The sequence below is a fragment of the Bacillus pumilus genome, assembly GCF_024498355.1.
Classification (GTDB): Bacteria; Bacillota; Bacilli; order Bacillales; family Bacillaceae; genus Bacillus; species Bacillus pumilus_P.
This window is the reverse complement of the sequence record NZ_CP101833.1, coordinates 3314941-3340628: the sequence shown is the minus strand read 5'-3', so window position 1 is coordinate 3340628 and position 25688 is coordinate 3314941. Positions and strand designations below refer to the sequence as shown.

Genomic DNA, 25688 nt, shown 5'->3' with positions numbered 1-25688 from the left:
GAATATGAAGATATCCTTATTAATTGTGACGCATAACAGACTAAGCGCGCTGTGTGAGCTGCTTGAATCCATTTCGAGACAAACCGTACAGCCTTTTGAAATTGTAGTAGTGAATGATGCAGGGGAGCGAGTGGACATCATTCAGGAACTCTATCCTGAACTTCCGATCCGCTTGATTCATTTAGATGAGAATGTCCAGCATGTCAATGCAAGAAATGTGGGGGTGCGGGAGCTGACAGGCGATGTCATCATGCTAAGTGACGACGATGATTACTTCACACCTTGTCATATCGAACGTATGAGCAAGGCGCTGGACGACGCCGACTTTGTCTTTTCTGACGCAGAAATTGTTTCATTTGAAGAAAAAGGCGCTATCCGTTTTCCATTATCGAGACGTTTGTTTGCTTATACAGCGGACATTGAAGATATGCGTGTCTTTTCTACATATGTTCCTTCGGGCAGTATGTATAAACGCCACATACACGAAGAGGTTGGCTACTTTGACCCAGCTATGCATCATTACTGGGATTGGGACTTTTTCTTGCGTGTATCACAGCATGCGCGAGTAAAACGGGTACCAGCTGCCAGCGTGATCTATGCGTTTTTTGATGGCGGTGGAAATCAGTCTAGTGATCTTGGTGAAACAAGGAAGAACTACTTAAATGATCTAAGTGAAAAGCATGAACTTGGCGATCTGCCGACAGCTAACTTTGCTGTCCTACTAGAAGAACCAGCGATGAAAAAACGAGAATCAGAGAGTGAGATTGTGTGGGATGGAAAACCGATGATCTCAAGATTGGCACAGCAGGCAGAAGGAGGAGAACCGCAATGAAGCCATTTTTAAATGATAGCTGGTGGGCTGTCATGAAGAGTGAATTTGAACAGCCGTATTATCAGGAATTACGTGAGTGGATGAAGGAAGAATATCGCATGCAGACCGTTTTTCCGAAACCCGATGACGTTTATCGTGCCCTTCATTTGACGTCGTATGAAGAGGTCAAAGTGGTGATTTTGGGACAAGACCCTTATCATGGCCCAGGACAGGCACACGGATTAAGCTTTTCTGTTCAGCCTGGTGTCAGACAGCCGCCGTCTTTGAGAAATATTTTTCAGGAGCTAAAGGATGATCTTGGTTGTCCTGTCCCAAACCATGGCTCTCTTGTCAGCTGGGCAGAACAGGGTGTGCTGCTCTTAAACACCGTGCTAACTGTGAGAAAGGGTGAGGCGAATTCGCATAAAGGCAAGGGCTGGGAACGCGTGACAGACCGGGTGATTGATGTGCTGAATGAACGGGATCAGCCCGTCGTCTTTGTGTTATGGGGAAGACATGCCCAAAATAAGAAAGAACGCATTGATCAAAACAAGCATTACATCATTGAATCACCTCACCCAAGTCCTTTTTCTGCAAGAAACGGCTTTTTTGGCAGCCGTCCGTTTTCTCAGGCAAACGCATATTTAAAGCAAATGGGGCTTGAAGAAATCAACTGGTGTATCAAGGATATTGAATCAAAATAGGACGAGGGGGAAACCCCCTTCGTCCTGTTTATTTTAAAAATTTACGGACAATGTCGAGTCCATTTTTCGCATTTGGATAACGGAAGGAAAAATCGAAGCGATTGGTCTGACGCAGGACGCTTTTTTCATGCGTAAAGGTGAAAAAGCTTTCCTTCCCATGATATCGTCCTATGCCGCTTTCTCCGACGCCTCCAAATGGCAAGTAAGGAGTGGCCACATGCATCAGTGTGTCGTTGATACAGCCTCCGCCAAATGAGAGGTTGTCTAGGACATATGCTTCTGTTTCTTTACTAGTTGTAAATAAGTAAAGGGCGAGCGGCTTCGGCCTTGCTTTGATCATGTCCGCTGCTTCATGCAGAGAATGAAAGGTCATGACAGGCAGAATCGGTCCGAAAATTTCCTCCTGCATCACGGGATCTTCCCATGAGATGTGATCTAAAAGGGTCGGTGCGATTTTGAGCTCCTGTTCATTGCACTGTCCGCCCGTCACGATCGTACCATTTAAAAGAAATTGTGAGAGTCTGTCAAAATGACGCTGGCTGACATTTTTCCCAAAGTGCGGATGCGTTTCGGGTTGTTCGCCATAAAAGTCACGGATACAAGCCGTCATTTCCCGCAAAAGGTCCTCTTTGATGGATTCATGAACAAGCAAATAGTCTGGTGCAATGCATGTTTGACCAGCATTGGTGAATTTTCCAAAAGTGATTCGCTTCGCAGCAAGCTTGATGTCGGCATCAGGCATGACAATGCAAGGGCTTTTTCCGCCAAGCTCAAGTGTGACAGGTGTCAGATGCTTTGCGGCCGCTTCCATGACGACTTTGCCGACAGCCACACTTCCAGTAAAGAAGATATAATCAAAGGGCAGCTTCAGCAGCTCTGTACTGACATCTACACCGCCTTCTACGACTGCCGCATGATCTTCTTGAAACACACGTTCCACAATTGAGCCGATCACTTGTGAGACTTGCGGCGTCAGTTCTGACGGCTTTAAGATGACGGCATTTCCAGCTGAAATGGCTCCGATTAATGGAGAAAGAGCCAGTTGGAAAGGATAGTTCCAAGGGGCAATAATGAGAACACTTCCGTACGGTTCCTTGATGATCATGCTTTTCGATCCAATATGAGTCAGTGGTGTTTTCGCGCGGGATGGCTTCGCCCATTTATGAAGGTGCTTGATGGTATGATTGATTTCTTCATACACCATCCCAATCTCTGTTGTATAAGCTTCCTGTTCCGATTTATGTAAATCATGTGCTAAGGCTTGTAAAATATCCTTTTCAAACTGTTTGATTTCTGCTTTCAAGTCTTTAAGGATGCGGATACGTTCTTGGACCGCCGGCTTGTGAAAGACTTTTTGTTTGTTAAAAAGAGCAGTGAGCTTGTCCATTATTCAATCCTTTCATAGACGATTTTGTTCCTTTTATTATGTGTGAATCACCGGTACTGGTCAAATAAGAGGTACATAAGCGCACTGCTTTGAAAAAATGAACCCATTTGGTTTGTTCATTTGGTAAAATAAAGTTGAAAACGAATTTTTATGATTGGAGGGTCAACCCTTGAATATCCATATATCAAGCCTGCTTCAAAAAATGGAGGAAGCGATTCAAAAAGCGAAACAAAGTGGAAATGATGAAGAGGTGAAACGTCAAGTGGCGGCGATTTCTTCACTATGTGATGTCATTCTTGACGCGCCGTCACAGGTGCAAATGCCACAGTCTTCGGTCATTTCACCACCTCCATCCATATCTACACCATCTGCACCGTCTGGGTCTCCGGATCAAGCCATGCTTGAGAAGCTGATGGGCACGAGTGGTGCAAAAAAGTTGCAGCATAAAGAAGAGGAGCAAAAAGAGAAGGACGGGAACGGCGACTCTATTTTTGATTTTTAGTGGTCTTGTCACGACAAAGGGAAGGTGATTGGGTTGAAATTATTTTTGGGCGCCATTCAGTGGATGGCATTTTTTATCGCAGCTTCTATTGCAGTACCGATTGCAATTGCACAAGCGTTTGAATTGAATCAAGTGCAATCGGCAGAGCTGATTCAGAGTACATTCTTTTCACTTGGACTTGTGGCGATGGTGCAGTGTTTATGCGGTCATATGCTGCCGATCAATGAAAGTCCAGCAGGGCTGTGGTGGGGTGTGTATACCCTTTATGCAGGTATGACAGGGACGATCTTTGCGACGTATCCTGAAACTCTGCAAGCATTACAAGGGGCTTTAATTTTTAGTGCTGCTTTCTTTTTTATTTTTAGTTTATTTAAAATCATTAATTGGCTCGCATCTTTATTTACGCCAGTCGTCACTGGCATTTACCTGCTTTTACTTGTTGTGCAGTTAAGTCAGCCAATCATGAAAGGGCTAATGGGCATCGGCTATCGGGGAAATCAGGTGGACGGGCTTGTCTTTTGTTTATCGATCTTGATTATTGTCCTCACCTTCATGATCAGCCGCTCAAAATGGCATTACTTAAGACAGTTTTCTGTGTTATTTGCCCTTGCAGGAGGCTGGTTGTTATTCGCTCTACTCGGGTTGGCAAAGCCGGTTCGAATTCCAGAAAAAATCATCGAGTTTCCGAAGCTGTTCCCATTCGGCATGCCGGTCTTTGACAGTGGACTACTTGTCACGTCCTTTTTCATTACGATCTTACTCATTGTGAACATGCTGGCAAGTATTCGAATTGTGGAAAGTTCAGTGAAGGCATTTGGTGAACTGCGTGAGCGGAAGAGAGCTCGGCCTGCTGGTTTTGTCGCAGCATTTGGTCACTTACTGAGCGGATTGATCGGTGCCATTGCGCCTGTACCTATTTCCGGAGCAGCAGGATTTATCCAGACAACGAAAATTCCATCGAGAAAGCCATTTTTCATAGGAAGTCTGCTCATTGTCCTCATTAGTTTATTTCCATTATTGATGAGCTTTTTCTCCGCATTGCCGTCACCTGTGGGGCTTGCTGTGAACTTTGTGGTGTTCTCCTCTATGATTGGGATCGCCATGTCTGAATTTGATCAATATGAAAAGGAAGAGGTTCCACGGATTCGCTTTGTTCTTGGGATTGCCGTTTTAGCAGGCGTGGGGGCAATGTTTGTGCCGCAGGGAGCCTTGAAAGGCATGCACCCTGTGCTCATTTCATTATTAAGCAATGGTCTTGTTCTCGGCACACTCATTGCGATCGTTGTTGACCAAGTCTTGTTAAGAAAGAAGAAGAAATCCGACAATCTCGTGTCAGCGTAAAAGGAAAGTTGAATGTCGGATGTAACCCGCGCTATGATAAACATAATGAACGAGATAAGGAGAATGATGAATGAAACTATTTTTCATATTAGGTGCCATTAACGCCATGCTTGCCGTTGGGCTTGGAGCCTTCGGTGCACATGGACTGGAAGGGAAAATCCCTGAAAAGTATATTGAGATATGGAATAAAGGTGTTCAATATCAGATGTTCCATGCGATTGGACTATTTATAGTGGCCTTTCTTGCAGATAAGCTGTCAGGTGTCTCTTTAGTACCGGCCGCTGGCTGGGTAATGCTTGCAGGTATCCTTTTCTTCTCAGGAAGCCTTTATGTGCTGGCATTGACTCAGGTGAAGATTCTTGGTGCCATTACCCCAATTGGCGGAGTGGCGTTTATCGCTTCTTGGATCATGCTTGTCATTGCAGCAGCAAAAAATTTATAAGTCAAAAAACCGATGCTCTGATGGGGGCATCGGTTTTTTCTTAACTCCAGTAAGGGGTGTAGTTGGGCGGTGCTTGATAATAAGGGACGTAGTGAGAAGGAGGGACAGGGTGCGTTTGGGCCTCTTCCTCTTGGTGGCAGAACGGTCCGATAAACACACTTGGTTTCACAGGCTGTGTCGCCTTCTTCCACTGCGTTTCGTTCATGCAATACGTATGTGCCATGATGTGAGAGGGGGTAAGGGTGAGAAGGTCTGAGCCTAGGATCACTTCTGGCGTAGATGCATTAAAAATGGCTAACAAATGAGTTCTGTCCTGGAGGGCGATCTCATAGTGCCACCAGCCTTGAGGCACGTTTGCCACCTGCCCAGGGGTGATGGTATAGGTGTGCAGCTTTTTTGTAAATGGATTCAGCATGGATACAGCAGCAGAACCGGTTATACAGTAAACAAGCTCTGCGGCATTTTGGTGATAATGAGGCTCTACTACTTTACTTTTACTCAAATATATATCAAGCAGGGATACTTGATCCAACGAGTTTAATTGTTTTTTTCCTAAAACATTTATCAGGTTATGTTGATCATATTTGACGAGGGGGCTTTGATTCAGATCGTATGAATATTTGACATTTGGTGAAGTATAATCCAGCTCAACAGTCATTGATGTCACCTCTAGGCTTTTGATAAAAACTACTAGGCATCTTATGAGCGGCGCCCAAAAAGTGTGTCAAAAACCTAGTCAAAAGAAAAAAAGCAAGGGCGTCTGCACCTTGCTTTTTGCTTGAAGTTATCTTGGAGAATACGTTGACATAGAGTATGGATAGTCATATTGAATTTCCCCATCAAACGTAATGTAATCAAGGTAGATCGTTAACAGTAAGTATCGTGTCCCTGTCTTGTTATCACTAATGATAATGTGGTCACGTCCTGCAGCTTCAATGACCCCTCTAAAAATCTTCGAATTCCATTCCTTACTCGCTTCAAACGTCATATAAATCGTGGCGACCTTGCCGCGGTTCAATCGTAAAATATTTTCAATATAGGACTGCTCAATTGGCAGCTGACCTGTGACATTCTGCTGATATATTGGCCCAGAAGGAATTTGATATGGCTGTCCGCCGCTCTGCGCGCCTTGGCCTCCTTGTGAAGTACCAGTAGATGGCATTGGCGAATAACCTTGCTGCATTTGACCCTGCGTTTGGGGAGGGACTGAATAACCCATCTGCTGCGCAGGATACGGATTTGCTCCATATTGTTGCTGGCGAAAATCTTGACCTTCGAAACCCGAACCTTGCCCAAATTGATTTTTCAATTTCATAACGTTCCTCCTCTTTCCTCATGGTGTTCTAAACAGAAGGCGTTTAAGCCTGTTGTTTCCATAGCATTCTTTCTCTCTTTCACACTATGAGACAGGAGGGGAGAATATGTACATTGAACGAAAAAAAGGAACAGCTTGGCGCAGTTCCCCAGCGTGTAGACAAACCCTCGCATTCGGTGTCAGTCCTGTGCGCCGGTGCTCACGAATGTCAAATTCGCTGCGCTCCGGTGCTCGTCCTTCCTAGACTTCAAAGGTTTTCAATCACGCTGAAAAGAAGACAAAGGGCTAAAATAAAGATCATTTTAGCCCTTTGTCAACAATCTGAGGAACTGCTTGGAGCAGTTCCTTTTACATCATCCAGTTGACAGCCCGCTGGACATCAAATACAAGTGTCATAATGAGAAAAAATGCGGCCAGCGGTGTGATGACGACAATGAAGGCTTGCCATACTCTTAGCTTCATCACAGCGACAATGCCTAACACAGCCATCCCCAATATCCATGTCTTTGCATATGCTTCAGTAAGTGTCCAAAGATCGAGATAATACCATACTTCATAATGCTGATCTAAATAGGGAGAGATCTTAACAAATGTATACGGACCAAGCATCCCCACAGTGAAAACCCAAGTAAGGGCAAATAAAGCAGAAGGAAAAAAGACCGTCAGCGTGCAGGCCTTGAGCACATCTCGATAAGGCGTTTTATTGCCAAAAAAGAGCCGTCCTAACCACTGTAAAATGAGTGCACCGAAAAATAGAATGAGATTGCCTGCTAAAATACCAAAACCCGCCCCATGTAACAGAATAAAAGGGAATGGAATATGATTGCCCATATACTCGCTAAAATACCCTTCGTAGATCCAGCTCGTCCCAGCGATACTTGCAAGGAGTATCATCAGCCAGATTGGAATAGAGGAGTGTTGGTATGAGCGAATAATCGTTTTTGTCGCGACGAAAATTTTAAAAAATCGAAAAAATCCTTTTGCTTCCTCTTCTTGGGAGAGATCACTCTTCATAGCTTTCAATGTTTTTTACTCCTTTAATACACACAAATGATTACTTATATTACCAAAAATTTCACGTTTTTCAAAGATAGATCAATAAAAAAGTACAATTTTATAAAAAATAGGTCATTCTACAGTCTTTTGAGATGGAGACACATATGATAAACCATATTTTAAAAGAGACCGAGGTGAAAAAATTTTGACGAAAGTAACTGTCATTATGACGAGCTACAACAAGGCGGATTACGTTGGCAGATCGATTGAAGCGATATTAAACCAGACTTTGTCAGACCTTGAACTTTTTATCATGGATGATGGATCAAACGGAAAAACCCTGGCTGCTATTGAGCCTTTTCGCAAAGATCCGCGCGTCCATTATATCCAAAGCGGTGTCAAAACGCTGAAAGAGCGAACAGCGAAAACCCGCTATGCCGTACTCATTAATCAAGCGCTAGAACAGGCAAAGGGTGAATATATTTCTTATGCGACAGATGACAATGTGTATGCGCCAGATCGCTTGGAAAAGCTCACGGGTTATTTGGATGCCAGTCCGAGAGCAAATATTGTCTATTCTGGTTCTAAAGTGATCTATTTAAATAGCAAAAAAGAGACTGTGAAGGAAATCATACGGCCTGCGCAAATTGTGCAATGGAATGCACCGTGTGCCATTGATCATTGCTCAATTGTTCATCGTGCATCCATTTTAAAAAGAATTCATACTGAATATGGATCTTACTGGGATGAGAATCCACGGTACTATTGTATAGGAGATGCGAGGTTCTTTTTTAGATTAAATCATTTCTATCCGTTCTACCCCTATAACGAAGTACTGGATACGAATTACATCACAGAACAGTCAATTCATTATCAATTAGCAGATAAAGCAAAAAGCGACTTTATTAAAGCACTTCCCCCGCAGTCTAGCTGCTGGGAGCTCCGTCGTGTATTAAAAAAGAGATATGGGAGGTAACCTGAATGTCGCATTATATTCATCATTATTGGCAGGTATACTTTGAGTATGTGAATTTAATGAAAGACTTGTCTTACCGTCAAATTCCTCTTGGGTTAATCAGCAATTTTTATCAATACATTAGCCCAGAGGTTAGAGAAAGTATGGAAGATAAAGCGTTTGGCCACAAACTGGCCACAACTTGCCCGTTGCCGCAAGAGATTCAGCCATTTTTTGATCAGCACAAACAAAAAATGAAGCGTACCTCTTATCGTTCAGAAAAGGGAAAGGTATTGCTACACATTGACCACCTACGCTTTACTGAAAACAATTATAAACGATTTCATCCGAACAAAACGGTGGTGTTGGCCCGCTGGAAAAAGGCTGATTATTTTGGATTACCGGTGATCAGCAAGCCGGATTTAGTAGGAGAGGTTAATAAAAAAGCCCATGCTAAATATATTAAAAAAGCAAACGCTCTACTGAAACCTTACGCACAGCATCCTGTCTTTGGCAATGCTTTTTTTAAAGAAAAACTTCAGAAGGACATTGTGCAATTTATTGATGTGATTGACCAGACAGAGGCATTATTTCACAAGCATCCAATTGCAGCCGTCATTGTCGGTACGACGGAGGATGTTTACAGCCGCGTGCTGGCTCTGCAAACAGTGAAGCGTCAAATCACTAGTATTTGTCTTCAGCATGGTGCACTTATGGGTGATGAAGCCTTTTTACCGATTTTCACAACACTTCATGGGGTGTTTGGGAAGTATGAAAAGGATTGGTATGAAGCCAAAGGCTGTCAGCCTGAACAGGTGGAGATGACAGGTCATCCAAGGTTTGATTTGGTGCATGAACGAAAGCCGCTTCAACAGGATTTGCTGTTTCGTAAATTGAATTTCAGCCCAGCCAAAAAGACAGTACTTGTGGCGACACAGCCGTTTTCAGAAGCTTTTTATGGTGATATCCTTAAAACGCTTTCGAAACGGAAAGATATTCAGCTGATCATCAAGCCGCATCCTTTGGAAATTATCAAAAATCTCGTGCATGATTATGAGGCGATTGAACGAGCAATGAGCCATGTGAGATTGATTAAAAAGGAAATCGACTTGTATGATCTGCTGCCATATATGGATATGGTCATTACGCTCACATCAACAGTCGGTCTTGAAGCGATGCTTTTTGAAAAAAGTGTGCTAATTGGGAAGATGTCACAAGGCAGAAGATACCCTTATTACGAGTCGCTTGGCAGCTATCATATGGAAAACCCTATTAAACTTGCTGAGAAAGCGGTTCTTACTTTGTCGGATGAACGAGAGATGAAGCTGGCGAAACAGCAAGGTGCCCTTTTTGTCAAAGAAAATTACCCACATGCGCGATCGACCGATGTTCTGCTTGCTCTGCTCAAAACAAAAACAGGTGTGGATTTTAAGAGATAAGAAGAGGGGGGGCAAGTGATATGGAACAAAAGAGAACACAATTTCTTCCTTATGCACTGCCTTTGATTGAACAGGAAGAAATTGATGAAGTCATTGGAACATTAAAGTCCGGCTGGCTGTCAACCGGACCAAAAGTCAGGCAGTTTGAAGAAGAATTTCGGCAGCTGACAGGTGCAAAACACGCGATAGCTGTCAATTCATGTACAGCTGCTCTATTTTTAGCGTTAAAGGCGAGAGGCATTGGGGCTGGTGATGAAGTGATCACAACGCCCCTGACGTTCTGCGCAACAGCCAATACGATCATCCATACGGGGGCAGCACCTATTTTCGTGGATATTGATCCGGCGACACTCAATCTGGATGCGGAGAAAGTAGAAGCGGCCATCACACCACATACAAAAGCGATTGTACCTGTTCATTTTGCTGGTCAATCGTGCGATATGGACCGGATTTTAGCGATTGCCAAAAAGTATGATTTGTTTGTGCTTGAGGATGCCGCCCATGCCCTCTATACGACGTTTCACGATCAGCTCATTGGATCAATTGGTGATGCGACCGCTTTTAGTTTTTATGCAACGAAAAACATAGCGACCGGAGAAGGCGGCATGCTAACGACAAATGATGATGCACTTGCAGCTCGAATCAGAAGACTAGCGCTCCACGGGATGAGCAAGGGAGCGTGGAATCGTTATGGAGAAAAGGGAACGTGGTATTACGAGGTCGAGGAACCTGGCTATAAAATGAACATGTTTGACGTGCAAGCATCGTTAGGGCTCGTTCAGCTAAGCCGGCTGGAAAACATGCAGACGCGCAGAGAACAGATTGCGAAGGCATACAACCAGGCTTTTCAAAAAGAAGCAGGTCTGATCTTACCGCCTGTCCACCAAAAGGGAAGACATGCGTGGCATTTGTATGTGCTGCAAGTTGATCCAGAAAAAGCAGTCATCACACGTGATGACATGATTGATCAGCTGCAAAAGGAGTATAAAATTGGCACGAGCGTTCACTTTATTCCTGTTCATTTGCATCCATATTACGAGCAAACCTACAACTATTCACCAGAGGACTTCCCTGAATCACTCACTTATTACAAACGAACTCTCTCACTCCCGCTTTATCCAAGTATGACAGATGAAGATGTGCAGGATGTTATCACCGCAGTGTTGTCTATTTTAAAAGATAAGAAGGCATCTTCATGAAGGTTGTTCATGCAATAGACGATCAGGTGCTTGCCGCTTGGCTGGAGAAATATGATCACCGGGCGGAACACATGAACAGTTTCAAACAATTTGCCCTTGTCAGCGGAGCCCAGCTTAAAGCGGTGTTGTTATACGATTGGTCCAAATGGGAGAGCGGTATTTTTAATCAGCATATTTTTCATGTGAAGTTTGTGGAAGCTGAATCAGCACTTGCTTTTCAAGAATTGATGGAGCGATTCATCATTTGGATGAGAACCGAAAAATGCGATTTCTTCTTTTTACGCCTTGAAGCGGCTGATCTTGAAAAAAACCGTATTGTCCAAAAGCTATCACATGTCTACTATGTCGGCGGTCTCACTAGGCTTGAGGCACCGCCTGCTCAAATGGAGATGCCATTATCAGGTCAAGATGTGGTGATTAGTCTGCCGGATGAAAAGGATTACGATGAGGCGGTTTCACTCGGTGGTCAGGCTTTTGTGAAAAGCCGATATGCACTTGATCCATATTTAGACCAGCGTGTCGTCCGGCATTTCTATCAGGAATGGATGAGAAATAATTTGTATGGGCGTGCAGATATCAATCTCGTAGCAAAGCTGAACGATGAAGTGGTTGGCTTGATTCAAGGAAAGGCCATAGCTAATAAAATAGGGATTGAGCTTTTTGCCATTAGGTCAGATATTCAGGGAAAAGGGATCGGAAAAAGGCTGTTTGTAGAGATGATGAAAGTATCTCATGACAGACAATATAGCTTCATCTCAGCTGGAACGCAGTTGCATAACATTCCTGCGATCCAGCTGTACGAGAAGATGGGATTTAGGACAATGAATACTTTTCTGTATTACCATGTGTGGCCGAGAAAAGGAGAGAGATAAGATGGCGCATTTCTATATTGGAGATCGCAAAGTGGGGGATGGTGCGCCTGTCTTTATCATTGCAGAGGCAGGCATTAACCATGATGGAAAGCTGGATCAGGCCCTTGCTTTAATTGATGTGGCAAAAGAAGCAGGTGCCGATGCGGTGAAGTTTCAGATGTTTCAAGCTGATCGGATGTATCAAAAGGAACCGGGTTTGTACGAAACGGCCAAAGGAGAAGAAGTGTCCATTTTTTCGTTAGTAGAACAAATGGAGCTGCCGCCAGAATGGCTGCCGGCTTTATTAACACGTTGTGAGGAAAAGGGACTGATTTTTTTAAGCACAGTGTGTGACGAGGAATCTGCGGATTTATTGAATCAAACCGATCCGCCTGCTTTTAAACTGGCATCCTATGAAATCAATCATTTACCTCTTTTACGTCACACCGCTTCTTTTCAAAAGCCGATCATTTTTTCAACAGCTGGGGCAACCATTGCCGATGTTCATGAAGCATATGAGGCCATTACAAGCCAGCAAAATAAGCAAATCGCCATCATGCATTGTGTGGCAAAGTATCCTGCACCTAGAGCATTCACGAATCTTCGTGTGCTGCAAACCTTAACCTCAGCTTTTCCTGAGGCAGTCATTGGCTTTTCGGATCATAGTGAGCACCCAACTGAAGCGCCTGTTGCCGCTGTGAAGCTTGGGGCAGCCATGATTGAAAAGCATTTTACAGTGGATAAAACGTTACCTGGGGCGGATCATTCCTTTGCCCTTGATCCTGAAGAATTAAAGGAAATGGTTCAGCATATTCGAGCAGCAGAAAAGCAGCGAAATCAAACAGAAGAAGACGCTCATTCTGTGCCAGAGGAGCTTCTTGGCAGTTCTTATAAAACGACAACAGCCATTGAAGGTCAGATTCGTGAATTTGCGTATCGAGGGATTTTTACGACAAGAGGCATTGCAAAGGGCGAGACCTTAACTTCAGAAAATCTAGCCGTGCTGCGTCCAGGACAAAAAAGTCAGGGCCTGCATCCGCGATACATGGAGCTTTTACTTGGCGCAAAGGCTTTGAGCGACATCCCAGCCCATACAGGCGTTTCGTGGAAAGATGTGCTCACGCAGGAGTCCCAAAATGATCAATGATGTGCTCTTTGTCATTCAGGCTAGGATGGGTTCGACAAGGCTGCCAAAAAAGGTAATGAAACCGATCGGGAGGATGGCGCTGATCGATGTGATTGTTGAACGGGTAAAGCAATCAAACCATTACAATCACAAAACACAAAACCTCATGATCGCCACAACGGTTGAGGCGGAAGATGATCTGCTGGCTCATTATTGTTTATCAAAGGGCTATAAGGTGTTTCGTGGCAGTGAGACGGATGTGCTTCAGCGATTTGCGCAGATTGTCCGACAATTTGAACCGCAAACTGTTGTACGTTTAACGGGAGATAATCCATTCATAGATCCGGCACTTTTGTCGAAAATGCTTGAAAAACATAGACAGGAGAAGGCTGATTACACGTATACGAACGGAACACCACTCGGTATTTCCGGGGAAATGATTGACGCACCTATTTTAAGTGAAATCGACAATTTTCCCCTCTCGCAGCCAGAGCGTGAGCATGTCACGCTGTATATCAGAAAGCATCCAGAGCAATTTCACCTTCAATTATTCACACCGCCCAAAGAACTTGCATATCCTGCTTATCGATTCACGATTGATACAGAAGAAGATTACGTGTTTGCCATCCGGTTACTTGAGAAAGCTGGTGGTTCCATTGCTGTGCCAACGGCTGAACTCATATCCATCTGTGAACAAGATCCAGACATTGTTCGGTTGAATCAATTTGTGAGACAGAAGGATGCTGAATGAACAAAAAAATTTTGATTGTTGTCTTTGGTGGTTTTTTAAGAGGGATGGGGCATGTCGTCAGAATGAAACAGTTAGCAAGGGAGCTGCTTCAGGAAGATAATGACCTATTTTTCTATACAAATGAGCGGATTTGTGTAGAAATGCTATCGCATCCAGCGTGGCACGTCCACATGGTGCAGGAGTCGAATGCGCTCCTTCAGTTGCAGCAGGACTTGAAAGAGCTGAAGCCAGATCTTCTACTGATTGATGTCCTTGATTGTGACCTGCAGTTCCTTCGAACGATCAAGGATTCCTGCGGCTCTGCAAGGCTGGTCTTATTCGAGGAAAAAAGAGATGAAGCCTGTCAGCTTGCGGATGCAGTCGTGAACGGTATTTATGGAGGTCTGGACGGGAAGCACATGCAAGTAAATGGGACGGCATATTTTCATGGAACACCTTATTTATTGTTAGATCATGAGATTGGCAAATTAAAAGACACATATGTGGTTCGAAAAGATTGCAAAAGGGTGGTCATCAGCCTTGGGGGCAGTGATCCGCGCGGATTGTTATCAAAGGCTGTATCAGCACTTCTACAAGCAAATCATTTACACATTCTAGCGGTGACAGGAAAAGCCTCTCACATCAAAGAGCAAGTAGAGGCTGAGCATATTCAATTCATTCGCCATACTGATCAATTACCTGCCCGTCTATGGGAAGCTGATTTGGCTATTGTCGCAGGAGGCATGACGTTATATGAGGCGGTTTGTATCGGGGTGCCCAGCATTGTACTTTCGCAAGTAGACCATCAAGCAGTTACAGCCAGTAATTTCGCGCAAAAGGGAGCCTGTCTACACCTTGGATTAGGTGATCATGTGGATGAAAAAGATCTATTGCGTGCTGTTGAAAGGCTGTCCGGCAGCTACTTTCTCCGCAGGAGCATCCATCTCAATGGACGGACACTTATTGATGGAAAAGGAACCGAACGAGTGAAAAACATTCTTATACACCTCATGAACGATCATCAAAAAGAACATAAGGATGTGTAGATGTGAAGGGAGTTATTTTAGCAGGAGGTAAAGGATCGCGACTGGCCCCATTAACTAAGCTTTTCAACAAACATTTATTGCCGGTTGGTCCATATCCGATGATTTATTGGTCATTGTTCAAACTGAAAGAAGCAGGTATTTTAGATGTGATGCTGATTTCACAAGAAGAACAAATCCCGCTGTTTCAAAAATTGCTTGAGGGCGATCAGGGACTTGGGATGAACATTGTTTATCAAGTACAGCCAGAGGCTTCTGGCATTTCAGACGGTTTATCCTATGCAAAGCCCTTTGTAAAAGGGGAGAAGTTTGTGCTCATGCTTGGTGATAATGTATTTGAGGATGCGTTAAGCCCTTTTGTTGAAGCCTTTCAGCAGCAAGAAAGCGGAGCCAAGGTCCTTTTGAAAGAAGTGACAGATCCGAAGCGGTTTGGCATTGCAGAAATTGATGCCGCACACCACCGGATTTTATCAATAGAAGAAAAGCCAGAGCATCCGCTTTCATCCTACTGTGTCACGGGTATCTATTTTTATGATCAAGAAGTCTTTGAATATATTGAGAAAATCTCGCCGTCAGATCGAGGTGAATTAGAGATTACAGATGTGAATAATCTCTATATCTCAAATAGCCAGCTGACCTATGATATGTTAGAAGGGTGGTGGATTGATGCCGGAACACATGAATCTCTTCACCAAGCATCTACGAAAATGTTTGAAACGATGAAGAAAAAAGAGGGATACGAATGACGAAGTCTTATTTAATTACAGGCGGAGCGGGATTTATCGGACTGAATTTTGTGAAACTGCTGCTTCAGGAATCAGATGTCCGGCTCACCGTATTTGATAAATTAACGTATGCCAGTCATCCAGAGGAAATGGATGAATTATCAAAGCTGCCTCATTTCCGTTTTATTCAAGGAGATATCACCCAGCAGCATGAGCTGGATCAAGTATTTGATGAAGCCTATGATGGCATCATTCATTTTGCAGCAGAATCGCATGTCGATCGCAGTATTGAATCGGCAGAACCTTTTATTCAAACAAACGTCCTCGGTACCTATCGTATGCTGGAAGCTGTCTTAAAGGGAAAGGCGAAAAAACTCATTCATATTTCAACAGATGAAGTATATGGAGATTTGGAATTGGATGATCCTGCTTTCACAGAACAAACACCACTCTCACCGAATAATCCTTATTCAGCAAGTAAGGCGAGTTCAGACCTGCTTGTGAAATCCTATATCCACACCCACCAATTACCCGCAATGATCACACGATGCAGCAATAACTATGGACCCTATCAGCATGAGGAAAAATTAATACCGACCATTATCAGAAAAGCGGTCAATGGCGAAAAGATCCCGATTTATGGAGACGGCCAGCAGATTCGTGATTGGCTGTATGTAGAGGATCATGCGAGAGCTGTGAAGCAGGTGGTGGAGAGCGGGACAGCCGGGCAGGTGTACAATATTGGCGGCGGCAATGAGAAAACGAATCTCGATTTAACCAAAACCATTCTCACACAACTTGGCATCAGTCATGACCAAATTGCGTTTATTCAAGACCGAAAAGGGCATGACAGACGATATGCCATTGATGCCAGTAAGCTAAAAGAAGAGCTCGGCTGGGCGCAGGAGACTTCATTTGAAGAAGGTATTGAAAAAACGATCAATTGGTATCGTGCCAAATATGATCAGAGAGAAGAAGGGTGACGGATGAAAGTTTTAATCACCGGTGCAGGCGGTCAATTAGGGAAAGAATTGAGCAAACAGCTCAAGGAAAAAAACATCAGCGTCATTGCCTTAACAAGGAGCATGCTCAATATCGCAGATCAACAGGCAGTCAGACACGCGATGAGACACTTCCGGCCTGATATTGTTGTCAGTGCGGCCGCATATACATCTGTTGATCAATGTGAAATAGAAACGGAAAAGGCCTATCTTGTGAATGGCATTGGCGCCTATTATACAGCGCTGGAAGCAAAGAACGTAGGGGCAGATGTGTTACATGTCAGTACAGATTATGTGTTTGACGGGCAAGCGGAGACCCCTTATCAGGTCGATGCCCAAGCGGATCCTCAAACCATTTATGGAAAGAGTAAAAAGCTTGGCGAGGAATTGATTCACCTTGTGTCAGATGAAGTGAAAATCATCCGTACATCGTGGCTCTATGGACATGAGGGACATAATTTTGTGAATACCATTCTTCGGCTCGCTGAAACGAAGGATCATTTGCGCATTGTGAATGATCAAATAGGCTCTCCTACTTATACAAAGGATGTAGCAGAGGCCTTGATTCATTTATTTGATCAGAAGGCAGGCGTTTATCATGTCAGTAACCGAGAGAGTTGTTCCTGGTTTGATTTTGCGTCAGAAATTGTGGCAAAAAGCGGCCTGTCTACCACCATTGAGCCGATTTCTACGGAAGAGTACGGCTTCCAAACACCTCGTCCAGCCTATTCTGTTTTAGACCTTCAAGCGATTGAAGCCACAGGCTGGCAGCCAAGACATTGGAAGGATGCACTTCACGAATATTTGCAGAAAGAAGGGAGATGGCATCAGCATGATTGATGGTGTACAAACGAAAAAACTCATGAAACATTGTGATGATCGTGGTTTTTTTGCAGAGCTCATTCGAGATGATGAACCGATGCTAAAGCGCTTTGGGCAGGCGTCGTGGTCGAAAAGCTTTCCTGGAGTGATCAAAGCCTTTCATTACCATGAAAAACAAGATGACGTTTGGTTTTTTCCAGCAGGTCATGCACAGGTCGTTTTATACGATTTGAGAGAGGATTCTCCGACAAACGGCCAAACCGATGTGTATTATATGGGAGAAGATAATCCGATGCTGCTTCTTATTCCGAAAGGTGTCGCGCATGGCTACCGTGTACTAGGTGAGAAGCCGCTGCAAATTGTTTATTTTACAACAGAATCCTACGACCCGAAAAACCCAGATGAAAAGAGAATCGCTTGGAATGATGAGGCGATCGGATTTGATTGGAAAACAACGTTTAAATAGAGAACAGAGGCCTTTCGCAGGAGAAAGGTCTTTTTTTGTTGAAATACATTCTGTATGTGTCATTTTATGTATAATTATGAAGTTAAACAGAAAAGGGATGTGGATGAGTTTGTCTAAAAGAATTGCATTTGTAACAGGGGCAAGTACAGGGATTGGAAAGGCAATTGCCATAAAGCTTGCCGCTCAAGACGATGTAAAGGTGATTATCAATTCGAGAAATATATCCTCACTAGAACAAACGCAGCAGCATATTCAAGACATGACCGAAACAAAGGAGCCGGTGGCTCTTTTCTGTGGTGACATGTCGCATGAAGCAGTGAGGGCGGAGGCCTTTGCGGCAATAGAAAAAGAGTTTGGCAGACTGGATGTGTTAATCAATAACATTCCAGGAGGGAAGCCAGATACATTTGATTCATGTGAAAGTGGGCAGATGCTGGCAGCTTTTTCACAAAAAGCCATTGCGTACGTTGATACGATGAAGCGTGCGGCAGCCATGATGAAAAGACATGAATATGGACGTATCATTCAAATTGTCGGGAACCTTTGGAAGGAACCTGGTGACCAAATGTTTACGAACAGTATGATGAATGCAGCGATTATCAATGCAAGTAAAAATGCAGCCACACAGCTAGCACCTTCTGGGATTACGGTGAACTGTTTAAACCCAGGGTTTATTGCTACAGATCGGTATGAACAATTTATCGGGAACATGATGCGTAAACAGGCATTATCGCGGGAAGAAGCTGTACAGGCTGTCGCTTCAGGTATCCCGATGCAAAGAGTGGGCGCAGCGAGTGAAATGGCTTCGCTGGCAGCTTTTATCGCATCAGAGGAAGCCTCCTATCTCACAGGACAACAAATATCTGTCGACGGTGGTTCGATGAAGAGTATATAACATAAAAAACCCGCTACATGCGGGTTTTCAGCGTGTAGACAAACCCTCGCATTCGGTGTCAGTCCTGCGTGCCGGTGCTCACGAATGTCAAATTCGCTCTGCTCCTGTACTCGTCCTTCCTAGACTGCAAAGGTTTTCTATCACGCTGAAAAGAAGACAAAGGGCTAAAATAAAGGTCATTTTAGCCCTTTGTCAACAATCTGAAAACCCGCTACATGCGGGTTTTTTGATGAAAGCGAATCGGGAGTATGTGAAGCCGGTCGATAAACAGTGCAAGCTGGTCAATTGGGGCAACCATTGAAATCCTTACATGACGGCTTCCGTGCCCGCCAAACACACCCCCAGGCGTTACAACGACATCTGCATGTTCGAGTAAATAGTCAGCAAATGCATGAGAATCCTCGAAATCATCAGGGATAGGAGCCCACAAATAAAAGGCGCCGGCGGGGCGTTCAATGGTCCAGCCAAGCTGTTTCGCTGCTTGACGGATGAAGAAATTCATTCGTTCAAGGTATACCTCTTTCAATGATTGAAGATGACCATCATCACTTTGCAAAGCAATGGTGGCAGCCTGTTGAAACCCGCCATACATACTGACAAACACATGGTCTTGGAAGGCGTTGATGGCATTAATGATTTCCTCATTCCCGACAGCAAAAGCGACTCTCCATCCCGCCATATTAAATGTCTTTGATAGAGAATATAATTCCACTCCTACGCTTTTTCCAAGAGGAGCATTCATGAAGCTTACCGGTGTTTGTTCATAATGAAATGAACCATAGGCAAAATCATGAATCACATGCAGTCCGTGAGCGGCCGCAAAGGCAGCAGCTTCTTTAAAAAATGCATCATTTGCGACAGCACCAGTTGGGTTATTCGGATAATTCAAGAAAAGGACCTTTGCCTTTTTTAACACGTCCGGATCAATTGAGGAAAGGTTCGGTAAATAGCCATTTTTCTCATCGAGTTTGATACAGTATGGCTTTGCATCAGCCATCAAAATCCCTGAATGATATTCTGGATAACCTGGATCGGGGACGAGTGCGATATCCCCTGGATCAAGCAGACATTGACTCATGACATAAAGACCTGTTTTCCCACCATTGAAAAGGGCGATTTCCTTCTGGGGGTCAATCTCAGCATCGAATTCCTTTTTATAAAAATCTGCAATGGCTTGCTTGAAAAAGTCAAAGCCTCTAAAGGGCGCATATTGCTGGAATTGCAAAGTGCCCGCTGCTTCTTGAAGGGCGCTCACGATATGTGCAGGAGTAGGAAGATCGGGATTTCCTTGACCAAGGTTTATGATGTTCGCTCCGTTTTGTGTTTTATGCGCAATTTTCTCAAATACGGTTCCAAATTTCTGTTCAGGCAGCCGTTCAATCATGTTAGATGGTAACATCTTCACCACATCAGCCTCTCTTTCTATCCCTTCACTAATTCATCCATCAACTGAATGGTTGCCTGCTTCTGAATGTTGCGGATGGACGAGGCAACATCTTGTGAGGATGATCCTTTTAATTCAAGAGACACGATCCCATTAAAGGCTTCAAATAAAGAAAGATCCACAAAGGTGCCTTTGGATGGGACTGATTTACTGACGATCACTGTATCACCAACTAGAGCGTCCTGCGGAATATGAACATGATCAATGGTGATATGCGTGACCTCTGGCGGTATGTGTCCGCTCTCTTTGAAATGCTGAGGGTATAAATGGCAGTCTGCCATATAATACGTGTGTCCAGAAAGCAGCTGTTTTGGCAGCTCAGCCTTTTTTCCATCGACTAATACATCGATCAGCAGCTTGGCCATATCCACCCCAAAGACCTTTTTGATATTCGGAATCATATTCCAGCCGGCAAATCTAGCCGCTGATTCAATGAGTCCGGTTTCTCGATTTTTCATGAGCTTAATCTCTGTATGGGTTGCACAGTTTTCAAGACCTAACCCTTCATTTGCCTTCCTTGCTGCCTCAATGATGATTTGCTGGGCTTTATTGTCTAGGATCGACGGAGTGATATGAGCCGTTTCTGTAAAACCGATTTGAGGGGTCTTATCATGAATGACAAAAGGGATATATTCACCCTCGACAACTAGCCCTTCAACACTGACATAATCAGCATATCCTTCTTCTTGATACCAATCCTCGTAAGCACCCTCTAAATACGTTTCAGCGACAAATGGTGCTTCATATGTCACAGCGTTTGGGACTGGAATGGTTTGCAAATAGGATTGTACGTTTAAAAACAGATCATCACTGCCGGCTCGGTCATGAAAAAGGGTAACGCCAATCGAGCTTGCTAAATATGTAGGCTTTAAAATAAGCGGTGTACCGATATGCTCAATGGCTTTTTGGAAATCAGATAAAGTGGTGACAGGCTGAGTTTTCACCGCTTTGACCTCAGCGGCGTTGAATGCAGCCCTCATTTGACTTTTATCACGCGCCATTTCAGCGGCCTTTACCCCGGCACCGCGCAGTCCAAGACGTTCAGCGGCTTTCGCCATTGGTGCAATGAATAATTCATTATTGGTGGTCATCGCATCTGCTTTGAAAAAGGAAGCCACTCGGACCAGGTCTCCCACAACCTCTTCTTCTGATTTCGGATAATCATCCTGTGCCCAGTAAATAGAATCAGGATGTTCAAAAGAGGGATGTGTTTCAAAATAATCACGATCTTTTATGACCGCAATGGAGTACTTTTCTATTAGCTCAGCGTGTCCTTTTGTAATGGCAAAGGGTCTTGGGATATACGAAACGATATGGTACGATGCAGCCACGCTTTCATAAAACATATGGGGCGGGCATCCTCCTAGGTCAGCGATGACAAGTACGGTTTTTTTACTCAATGAAAGCACTCCTTTTTATCTAGCGGTGTAACCGCCGTCTGCTGTGACAACACTCCCAGTCATATAGCTGGATAGGTCAGAGGCGAGAAACAGCATCACGCCAGCAATTTCTTCGGGTTTTCCAAGACGCAACAATGGGTTCACCTTTGCTTTTTCCTTTTTGACAATCTCGAGGCTTTCTGAGTGATTGTCTATAAAGGATTTTTCATTTAACGGTGTATCAATGATTCCTGGGGCAATACAATTTACCCTGATTTGATGAGCGGCATAGTCAATTGCCATTGATTTGGTTAGTTGGATGACGCCGCCCTTTGTTGCGTTGTATGCAGGAATATCAGGCCATCCAACGAGACCACCGACAGATCCGGTATTAATAATGCTCCCGCTTTTCTTTTCAAGCATGTGCGGCAATGTATGCTTACTCATGAGAAATACGCCAGTCAGGTTGACCTGTAGAATATGGTTCCAATCCTCTAATGTCATCTCGTGAATGGGAGAGACAATTTCGATGCCTGCATTGTTAATCAAAACATCAATTGTCCCGAAGCGGCTGAGCACGGCCTGCACGGTTTGATGACAGTCAGACTCATTTGTTATATCCGTTTTGAAAAATGCAAGATGCTCATGCGGCAATGATTCGACGAGTTGTTTGCCGCTTTGCTCATTGATGTCAGCCACTGCTACTTTTGCCCCGTGCTCAAGGAAGAGCTTAACGGCGGCAAGTCCAATTCCTGATGCACCTCCTGTAATCAGGACGACTTTACCGGCAATGTTCATTTCTTCACCTTAGACGCTTTTGGCTTCAAGCGATTATAACGGGGAGGGAAGAAGAGATTAATAGATTTTGATGCTTCCGGCTTTGGATTAATCGCACCGTGATCTTCCTTTGGATCACAGAAATAGGTGGTGCCAAATTCCATTTTTTCTGTAAAGCCTTCAATGGTCATATCATAGCCCCCGCTGATGCAAATGCCGATTTGTTCATTTCGGTGCTTATGAAAAGGCATTTCTCCGCCATTCCCAGGAATGTTGGCAATCATGAGCTCCATCCAATCCTCAACAAAAAAGGTCACTTCCATGCCAGGGAGTAAATCCCGTGTTTTGAAAATGTCTAAGAAATAAGTGGGAGGAGCCGTATATTCTTCGCCAGCCTTTAATCTCTTAATATCGATTGCTATCACTTCTTCATCTGTCAGATTAGATGCGCCGTGAGGAACAAACGGTGGTGCAATATAGGCTGATTCTAATGGGGTGAGCAATTGGATAGATTGGCCGACCGTCATTTGAAGCTCGCCTTTTAATACAATTCCGATTTGGGCTTCGGAATGCTCGTGAGGTTCTATGATTGTGTGAGGAGGGACGTATGAAATTAATACTTCAGTATCGCCTCGTACAGTGGAATATTGGGTGACGCCATTATCCCATTCTATTTTTTTCGCTTGAGGAAAATATCGTTCTTGCGTCTTTTGTTCAGTTTGCATATTAAATCTCTCCTTTTCCAAATATGGACCAGCTCATGGGTATGCTTTTAAACGTTCGAATGAAGGTGAGGCCGTATGTGGCTCTGGCAACCTCGTTGGTTAAGGCGAAATCAAATTCGCCGTCTCTTACTTTTTGGGCGGCAGTACTTGTAGAATTGACAAGTTCAAATTCAGCATTTTGATGGATGAAATATTGAATCAAATTGACAGGTGCAGGATGAGAGACAATTTTTAAATGGTGGAGCATTTGTTCTTGAAATGGGAAATCTGGTCTGACAGCCAAACCATACATGGGCGTGTCACATCTGAAAATTTGTAAAAGCTGTAGGTCAGGTCTCATGTAGAAGTGTTTGATTCCTTCGTATGCGTGTGGAACGAGAGTGTATTGAAGTGCGTTAGAGAGAGTGTGTTCAATGCAGGTTTCGAATGTGTCGTAAAGGGATAGTTTCGTATGGGTGCCGAGTGTAGTGGTGGAATGAGAGATGAAATGTTTTGCTGCATATTCACTGCTTGTCCCCTTAGGACCTAGTGTATTGACTGTAAACATCTTAGGTGAAACGATGGGCTCTTCTTTGAAATGAAAAACATCATTCTTTAAGATCATGTTTACCATCCAATCTTTATTCAAATTTTACTAGATTATAAAAAATAGTATTGGCAATTGTCAACAAAATTTATAAAAAATGTATTTTATAATGATATTAAAAATTGATCTAAAAAACTGCACATATCAAGATGTGCAGTGAAATGAGCTTACGTTTCAAAAGTATTTTTATGTTCCTGCTGTAAGGCACGTTCACGTTTATAGCTGACGAAGCTGATGATACAACCAACAAGAGTAATCAATGCACATACAAGCCCTACTGTATGATAGCCGAGATGGACATACACGGGTCCCATAAGAGCGGAACCGAGCATAACGGCAAGATTGGAAGCAAGACTGTAAAAAGCCATCACTTTCCCTCGATGGGTTTGGGAGCAGTCGCTCAGAACGGTGCTGAGAAGCGTGACGGATAAACTTTGCATCGCACCCCAAATAAATAGTGCAAAAATCAGCAATGTCCATGAGAACGGCGCATAAGGAAGTAAGGCTAGAACGAGCGTAATTCCACCTAGCACAAAGAAGAGAGAACGCGTTTTACCGAACCAGTCTGCTAATTTCCCGGTAAATACACTCATGGAAAAGCCAACTCCATAAGCCATGATCAAAAGTCCAGCCGTGGATTGTCCTCCAGCGAATAGACTTTGCAGATAAGCTCCTAAAAAAGAGTACATGCCATAAAATCCAAGCATATTACAAAATGTCACGGTCAAATAGGCAGGGACACGATCGATTTTCAAAGCCCCCCATAAAGAGCCGGCTTTCTCACTAGCTTGAGGTGCCTTCGTGTCAGCTGTTGCGACTTGTTTTCGAGATTCAAGGATGACGAGCAGCAATACAATGAGACTCAGCATAGCGAAGATCCAAAATGTCCAGCGCCAGTTCAAACTTTGACCGATAAAGGCTCCGATCGGTACACCAAGGACAAGAGAAAGAGACCAGCTTGACACAATGAGTCCCATCACTTTGCCTCGATATTCGTAAGGAACCCGGTCGCCCACAAGAGCATAGGCCGTTGGCACAAATACACCAGTGGCCAGCCCAGAAATGGCACGGCCAGCAAAAAACACCGCCAGATTCGGTGCAGCAGCACACATCACTGTTCCGATCAGGAAGAAAGAAAGCCCGATGATCAAACAGAGTTCTCTTGAATACCGGTCCCCTAAAGGAACGAGCAGCGGGGCTCCAACCAGCACAGCTAACCCATAAATACTGATGGAAAGGGCGAGAATATCAAGAGAGTGCTGAAAGGAGTTAGATAAATCAGGCAGCAGTGGTGAAATCACCAGTTCTTCCGATCCCGCCGCAAAGACGCCAAGTGTCAGCGCAATGGCAAGTGTGATGGGAAACGTTTTAGAAGCCCGGCTGTCTAAAGATTCTTTCATCAGGTGATCCCTCCATACTTGCTTTTTCATTCAATTCCGTTAAAATAAATTCTACCATTATTTAGTTTTATTTTACATTTCATATCATAAGTATCATCATAAAATACTTTTCAAATGGAACGATTTTGGGATAGGAGAGGTACGAATGAAAATCACCGATGTAGATGTGCATATTTTAAACGAATTGAGAGAAGATGCCCGCTTATCTATGAGGGAATTGTCCAAACGAGTCAATTTATCGGCGCCTGCGGTAGCAGAAAGAGTGCGGAAATTAGAAGATGCAGGGATTATCGAGGGGTATTCTGTGCAGGTCAACTATAAAAAATTAGGGCTTCTGATTGACTGCCTGCTGGAAGTCACGGTATTAAACGGGGAATATCAGCGTTTTGTGACATTTATGAATCAGCATCCACGTGCGTTCTTTGCTTATCGAGTGGCAGGACAGTCTTGCTTTTTCATTAAGCTGTCTGTCGCGTCCCTTGAAGAGATTGAAGCCTTTATTCAAGAAGTGTCTGGATTTACAAAAACCGTATCCCATATTGTCTTGTCAGAGCACGCCTTTTCTCATCCAGTACAGGAACGTGTGAAACAAATAGAAGGACCAGAAATGACAGTGATGAAATAAAA

General features: G+C 43.9%; 28 protein-coding genes. 18 read left to right on the top strand and 10 right to left on the bottom strand.

Annotated features, from left to right (window positions below; genetic code table 11):
• The first annotated feature begins 4 nt into the window (after positions 1-4).
• On the top strand, positions 5-832 hold the full coding sequence (locus NPA43_RS17085; RefSeq protein WP_256499098.1) for a glycosyltransferase family 2 protein: 828 nt from the start codon (positions 5-7) through the stop codon (positions 830-832).
• Positions 829-1515 carry a uracil-DNA glycosylase gene (locus tag NPA43_RS17080; RefSeq protein WP_099728010.1) on the top strand — a complete coding sequence of 229 codons (687 nt, stop codon included), beginning with the start codon at positions 829-831 and terminating at the stop codon, positions 1513-1515. The genes NPA43_RS17085 and NPA43_RS17080 overlap by 4 nt, the downstream gene beginning before the upstream one ends.
• A gap of 28 nt (positions 1516-1543) precedes the next feature.
• Here the strand turns inward: NPA43_RS17080 and NPA43_RS17075 are convergent, their stop codons facing one another.
• Positions 1544-2902, bottom strand: a complete 1359-nt coding sequence (locus NPA43_RS17075) for an aldehyde dehydrogenase (protein WP_256499097.1) — start codon at positions 2900-2902, stop codon at positions 1544-1546.
• Between the two features lie 169 nt (positions 2903-3071).
• Between NPA43_RS17075 and NPA43_RS17070 the strand changes: the two genes are divergently transcribed.
• From NPA43_RS17070 to NPA43_RS17060, 3 genes are all read left to right on the top strand, one after another.
• Complete coding sequence (locus NPA43_RS17070; protein ID WP_256499096.1) at positions 3072-3404, top strand: YwdI family protein; 333 nt, start codon at positions 3072-3074, stop codon at positions 3402-3404.
• A 33-nt stretch (positions 3405-3437) separates the two neighbouring features.
• Entirely contained in the window at positions 3438-4745 is a 1308-nt protein-coding gene (locus tag NPA43_RS17065) for a purine/pyrimidine permease (protein ID WP_256499095.1), read from the top strand.
• A gap of 70 nt (positions 4746-4815) precedes the next feature.
• The gene (locus NPA43_RS17060) at positions 4816-5187 is read left to right on the top strand and encodes a DUF423 domain-containing protein (protein ID WP_034621882.1); all 372 of its coding nucleotides are present in this window, start codon (positions 4816-4818) and stop codon (positions 5185-5187) included.
• Between the two features lie 40 nt (positions 5188-5227).
• On the opposite strand, the gene NPA43_RS17055 is transcribed toward NPA43_RS17060, so the two are convergent.
• The 3 genes from NPA43_RS17055 to NPA43_RS17045 all read right to left on the bottom strand — a co-directional run bounded on the left by NPA43_RS17055 (position 5228) and on the right by NPA43_RS17045 (position 7525).
• Positions 5228-5845 carry a cupin domain-containing protein gene (locus NPA43_RS17055; RefSeq protein WP_099728006.1) on the bottom strand — a complete coding sequence of 206 codons (618 nt, stop codon included), beginning with the start codon at positions 5843-5845 and terminating at the stop codon, positions 5228-5230.
• Between the two features lie 126 nt (positions 5846-5971).
• Positions 5972-6502 carry a spore coat protein GerQ gene (gerQ, locus tag NPA43_RS17050; RefSeq protein WP_256499094.1) on the bottom strand — a complete coding sequence of 177 codons (531 nt, stop codon included), beginning with the start codon at positions 6500-6502 and terminating at the stop codon, positions 5972-5974.
• 348 nt (positions 6503-6850) lie between these two features.
• Complete coding sequence (locus tag NPA43_RS17045) at positions 6851-7525, bottom strand: YIP1 family protein (RefSeq protein WP_099728004.1); 675 nt, start codon at positions 7523-7525, stop codon at positions 6851-6853.
• A gap of 178 nt (positions 7526-7703) precedes the next feature.
• On the opposite strand from NPA43_RS17045, the gene NPA43_RS17040 reads away from it, so the two are divergent.
• The 12 genes from NPA43_RS17040 (at position 7704) to NPA43_RS16985 (ending at position 18750) form a co-directional block, all read left to right on the top strand.
• Positions 7704-8474, top strand: a complete 771-nt coding sequence (locus NPA43_RS17040) for a glycosyltransferase family 2 protein (protein ID WP_099728003.1) — start codon at positions 7704-7706, stop codon at positions 8472-8474.
• A 5-nt stretch (positions 8475-8479) separates the two neighbouring features.
• Positions 8480-9892: a capsular polysaccharide export protein, LipB/KpsS family gene (locus NPA43_RS17035; RefSeq protein WP_099728002.1), complete on the top strand. Its 1413-nt coding sequence runs from the start codon at positions 8480-8482 to the stop codon at positions 9890-9892.
• 20 nt (positions 9893-9912) lie between these two features.
• Entirely contained in the window at positions 9913-11091 is a 1179-nt protein-coding gene (locus tag NPA43_RS17030) for a DegT/DnrJ/EryC1/StrS family aminotransferase (protein ID WP_230030577.1), read from the top strand.
• Positions 11088-11963: a GNAT family N-acetyltransferase gene (locus NPA43_RS17025; RefSeq protein ID WP_230030578.1), complete on the top strand. Its 876-nt coding sequence runs from the start codon at positions 11088-11090 to the stop codon at positions 11961-11963. The genes NPA43_RS17030 and NPA43_RS17025 overlap by 4 nt, the downstream gene beginning before the upstream one ends.
• Before the next feature lies 1 nt (position 11964).
• Positions 11965-13089, top strand: coding sequence for an N-acetylneuraminate synthase family protein (locus NPA43_RS17020; protein ID WP_099727999.1), 1125 nt, complete (start codon positions 11965-11967; stop codon positions 13087-13089).
• Positions 13079-13819: a cytidylyltransferase domain-containing protein gene (locus tag NPA43_RS17015; RefSeq protein ID WP_230030579.1), complete on the top strand. Its 741-nt coding sequence runs from the start codon at positions 13079-13081 to the stop codon at positions 13817-13819. The genes NPA43_RS17020 and NPA43_RS17015 overlap by 11 nt, the downstream gene beginning before the upstream one ends.
• Positions 13816-14844 carry a PseG/SpsG family protein gene (locus NPA43_RS17010; protein WP_230030580.1) on the top strand — a complete coding sequence of 343 codons (1029 nt, stop codon included), beginning with the start codon at positions 13816-13818 and terminating at the stop codon, positions 14842-14844. The genes NPA43_RS17015 and NPA43_RS17010 overlap by 4 nt, the downstream gene beginning before the upstream one ends.
• A 2-nt stretch (positions 14845-14846) precedes the next feature.
• Positions 14847-15587, top strand: a complete 741-nt coding sequence (locus tag NPA43_RS17005; protein ID WP_230030581.1) for a sugar phosphate nucleotidyltransferase — start codon at positions 14847-14849, stop codon at positions 15585-15587.
• Complete coding sequence (gene rfbB / locus NPA43_RS17000) at positions 15584-16549, top strand: dTDP-glucose 4,6-dehydratase (RefSeq protein WP_099727995.1); 966 nt, start codon at positions 15584-15586, stop codon at positions 16547-16549. Before NPA43_RS17005 ends, rfbB begins: the two co-directional genes overlap by 4 nt.
• A gap of 3 nt (positions 16550-16552) precedes the next feature.
• Positions 16553-17407: a dTDP-4-dehydrorhamnose reductase gene (rfbD, locus tag NPA43_RS16995; protein ID WP_230030583.1), complete on the top strand. Its 855-nt coding sequence runs from the start codon at positions 16553-16555 to the stop codon at positions 17405-17407.
• Positions 17400-17855: a dTDP-4-dehydrorhamnose 3,5-epimerase family protein gene (locus NPA43_RS16990; protein ID WP_230030584.1), complete on the top strand. Its 456-nt coding sequence runs from the start codon at positions 17400-17402 to the stop codon at positions 17853-17855. Before rfbD ends, NPA43_RS16990 begins: the two co-directional genes overlap by 8 nt.
• Positions 17856-17958: 103 nt before the next feature.
• Entirely contained in the window at positions 17959-18750 is a 792-nt protein-coding gene (locus NPA43_RS16985; protein WP_283775095.1) for an SDR family oxidoreductase, read from the top strand.
• Positions 18751-18961: 211 nt separating this feature from the next.
• On the opposite strand, the gene NPA43_RS16980 is transcribed toward NPA43_RS16985, so the two are convergent.
• From NPA43_RS16980 to NPA43_RS16955, 6 genes are all read right to left on the bottom strand, one after another.
• Entirely contained in the window at positions 18962-20155 is a 1194-nt protein-coding gene (locus tag NPA43_RS16980; protein ID WP_180275537.1) for an aminotransferase class I/II-fold pyridoxal phosphate-dependent enzyme, read from the bottom strand.
• 17 nt (positions 20156-20172) lie between these two features.
• Positions 20173-21594: an alanine--anticapsin ligase gene (locus NPA43_RS16975; RefSeq protein ID WP_256499093.1), complete on the bottom strand. Its 1422-nt coding sequence runs from the start codon at positions 21592-21594 to the stop codon at positions 20173-20175.
• A 15-nt stretch (positions 21595-21609) separates the two neighbouring features.
• Entirely contained in the window at positions 21610-22371 is a 762-nt protein-coding gene (locus NPA43_RS16970) for a glucose 1-dehydrogenase (protein WP_230030586.1), read from the bottom strand.
• Entirely contained in the window at positions 22368-23075 is a 708-nt protein-coding gene (locus tag NPA43_RS16965; RefSeq protein ID WP_099727989.1) for a 3-((4R)-4-hydroxycyclohexa-1,5-dien-1-yl)-2-oxopropanoate isomerase, read from the bottom strand. The genes NPA43_RS16970 and NPA43_RS16965 overlap by 4 nt, the downstream gene beginning before the upstream one ends.
• Position 23076: 1 nt before the next feature.
• Positions 23077-23679: a type 2 periplasmic-binding domain-containing protein gene (locus NPA43_RS16960; RefSeq protein ID WP_230030588.1), complete on the bottom strand. Its 603-nt coding sequence runs from the start codon at positions 23677-23679 to the stop codon at positions 23077-23079.
• A 149-nt stretch (positions 23680-23828) separates the two neighbouring features.
• A complete protein-coding gene (locus NPA43_RS16955; RefSeq protein WP_099727987.1) occupies positions 23829-25061 on the bottom strand; it encodes an MFS transporter in 1233 nt (410 codons plus the stop codon).
• A 145-nt stretch (positions 25062-25206) separates the two neighbouring features.
• Here NPA43_RS16955 and NPA43_RS16950 point away from each other — a divergent pair, with 145 nt between their 5' ends.
• Positions 25207-25686, top strand: a complete 480-nt coding sequence (locus NPA43_RS16950) for an Lrp/AsnC family transcriptional regulator (RefSeq protein ID WP_256499092.1) — start codon at positions 25207-25209, stop codon at positions 25684-25686.
• Positions 25687-25688: the final 2 nt, after the last annotated feature.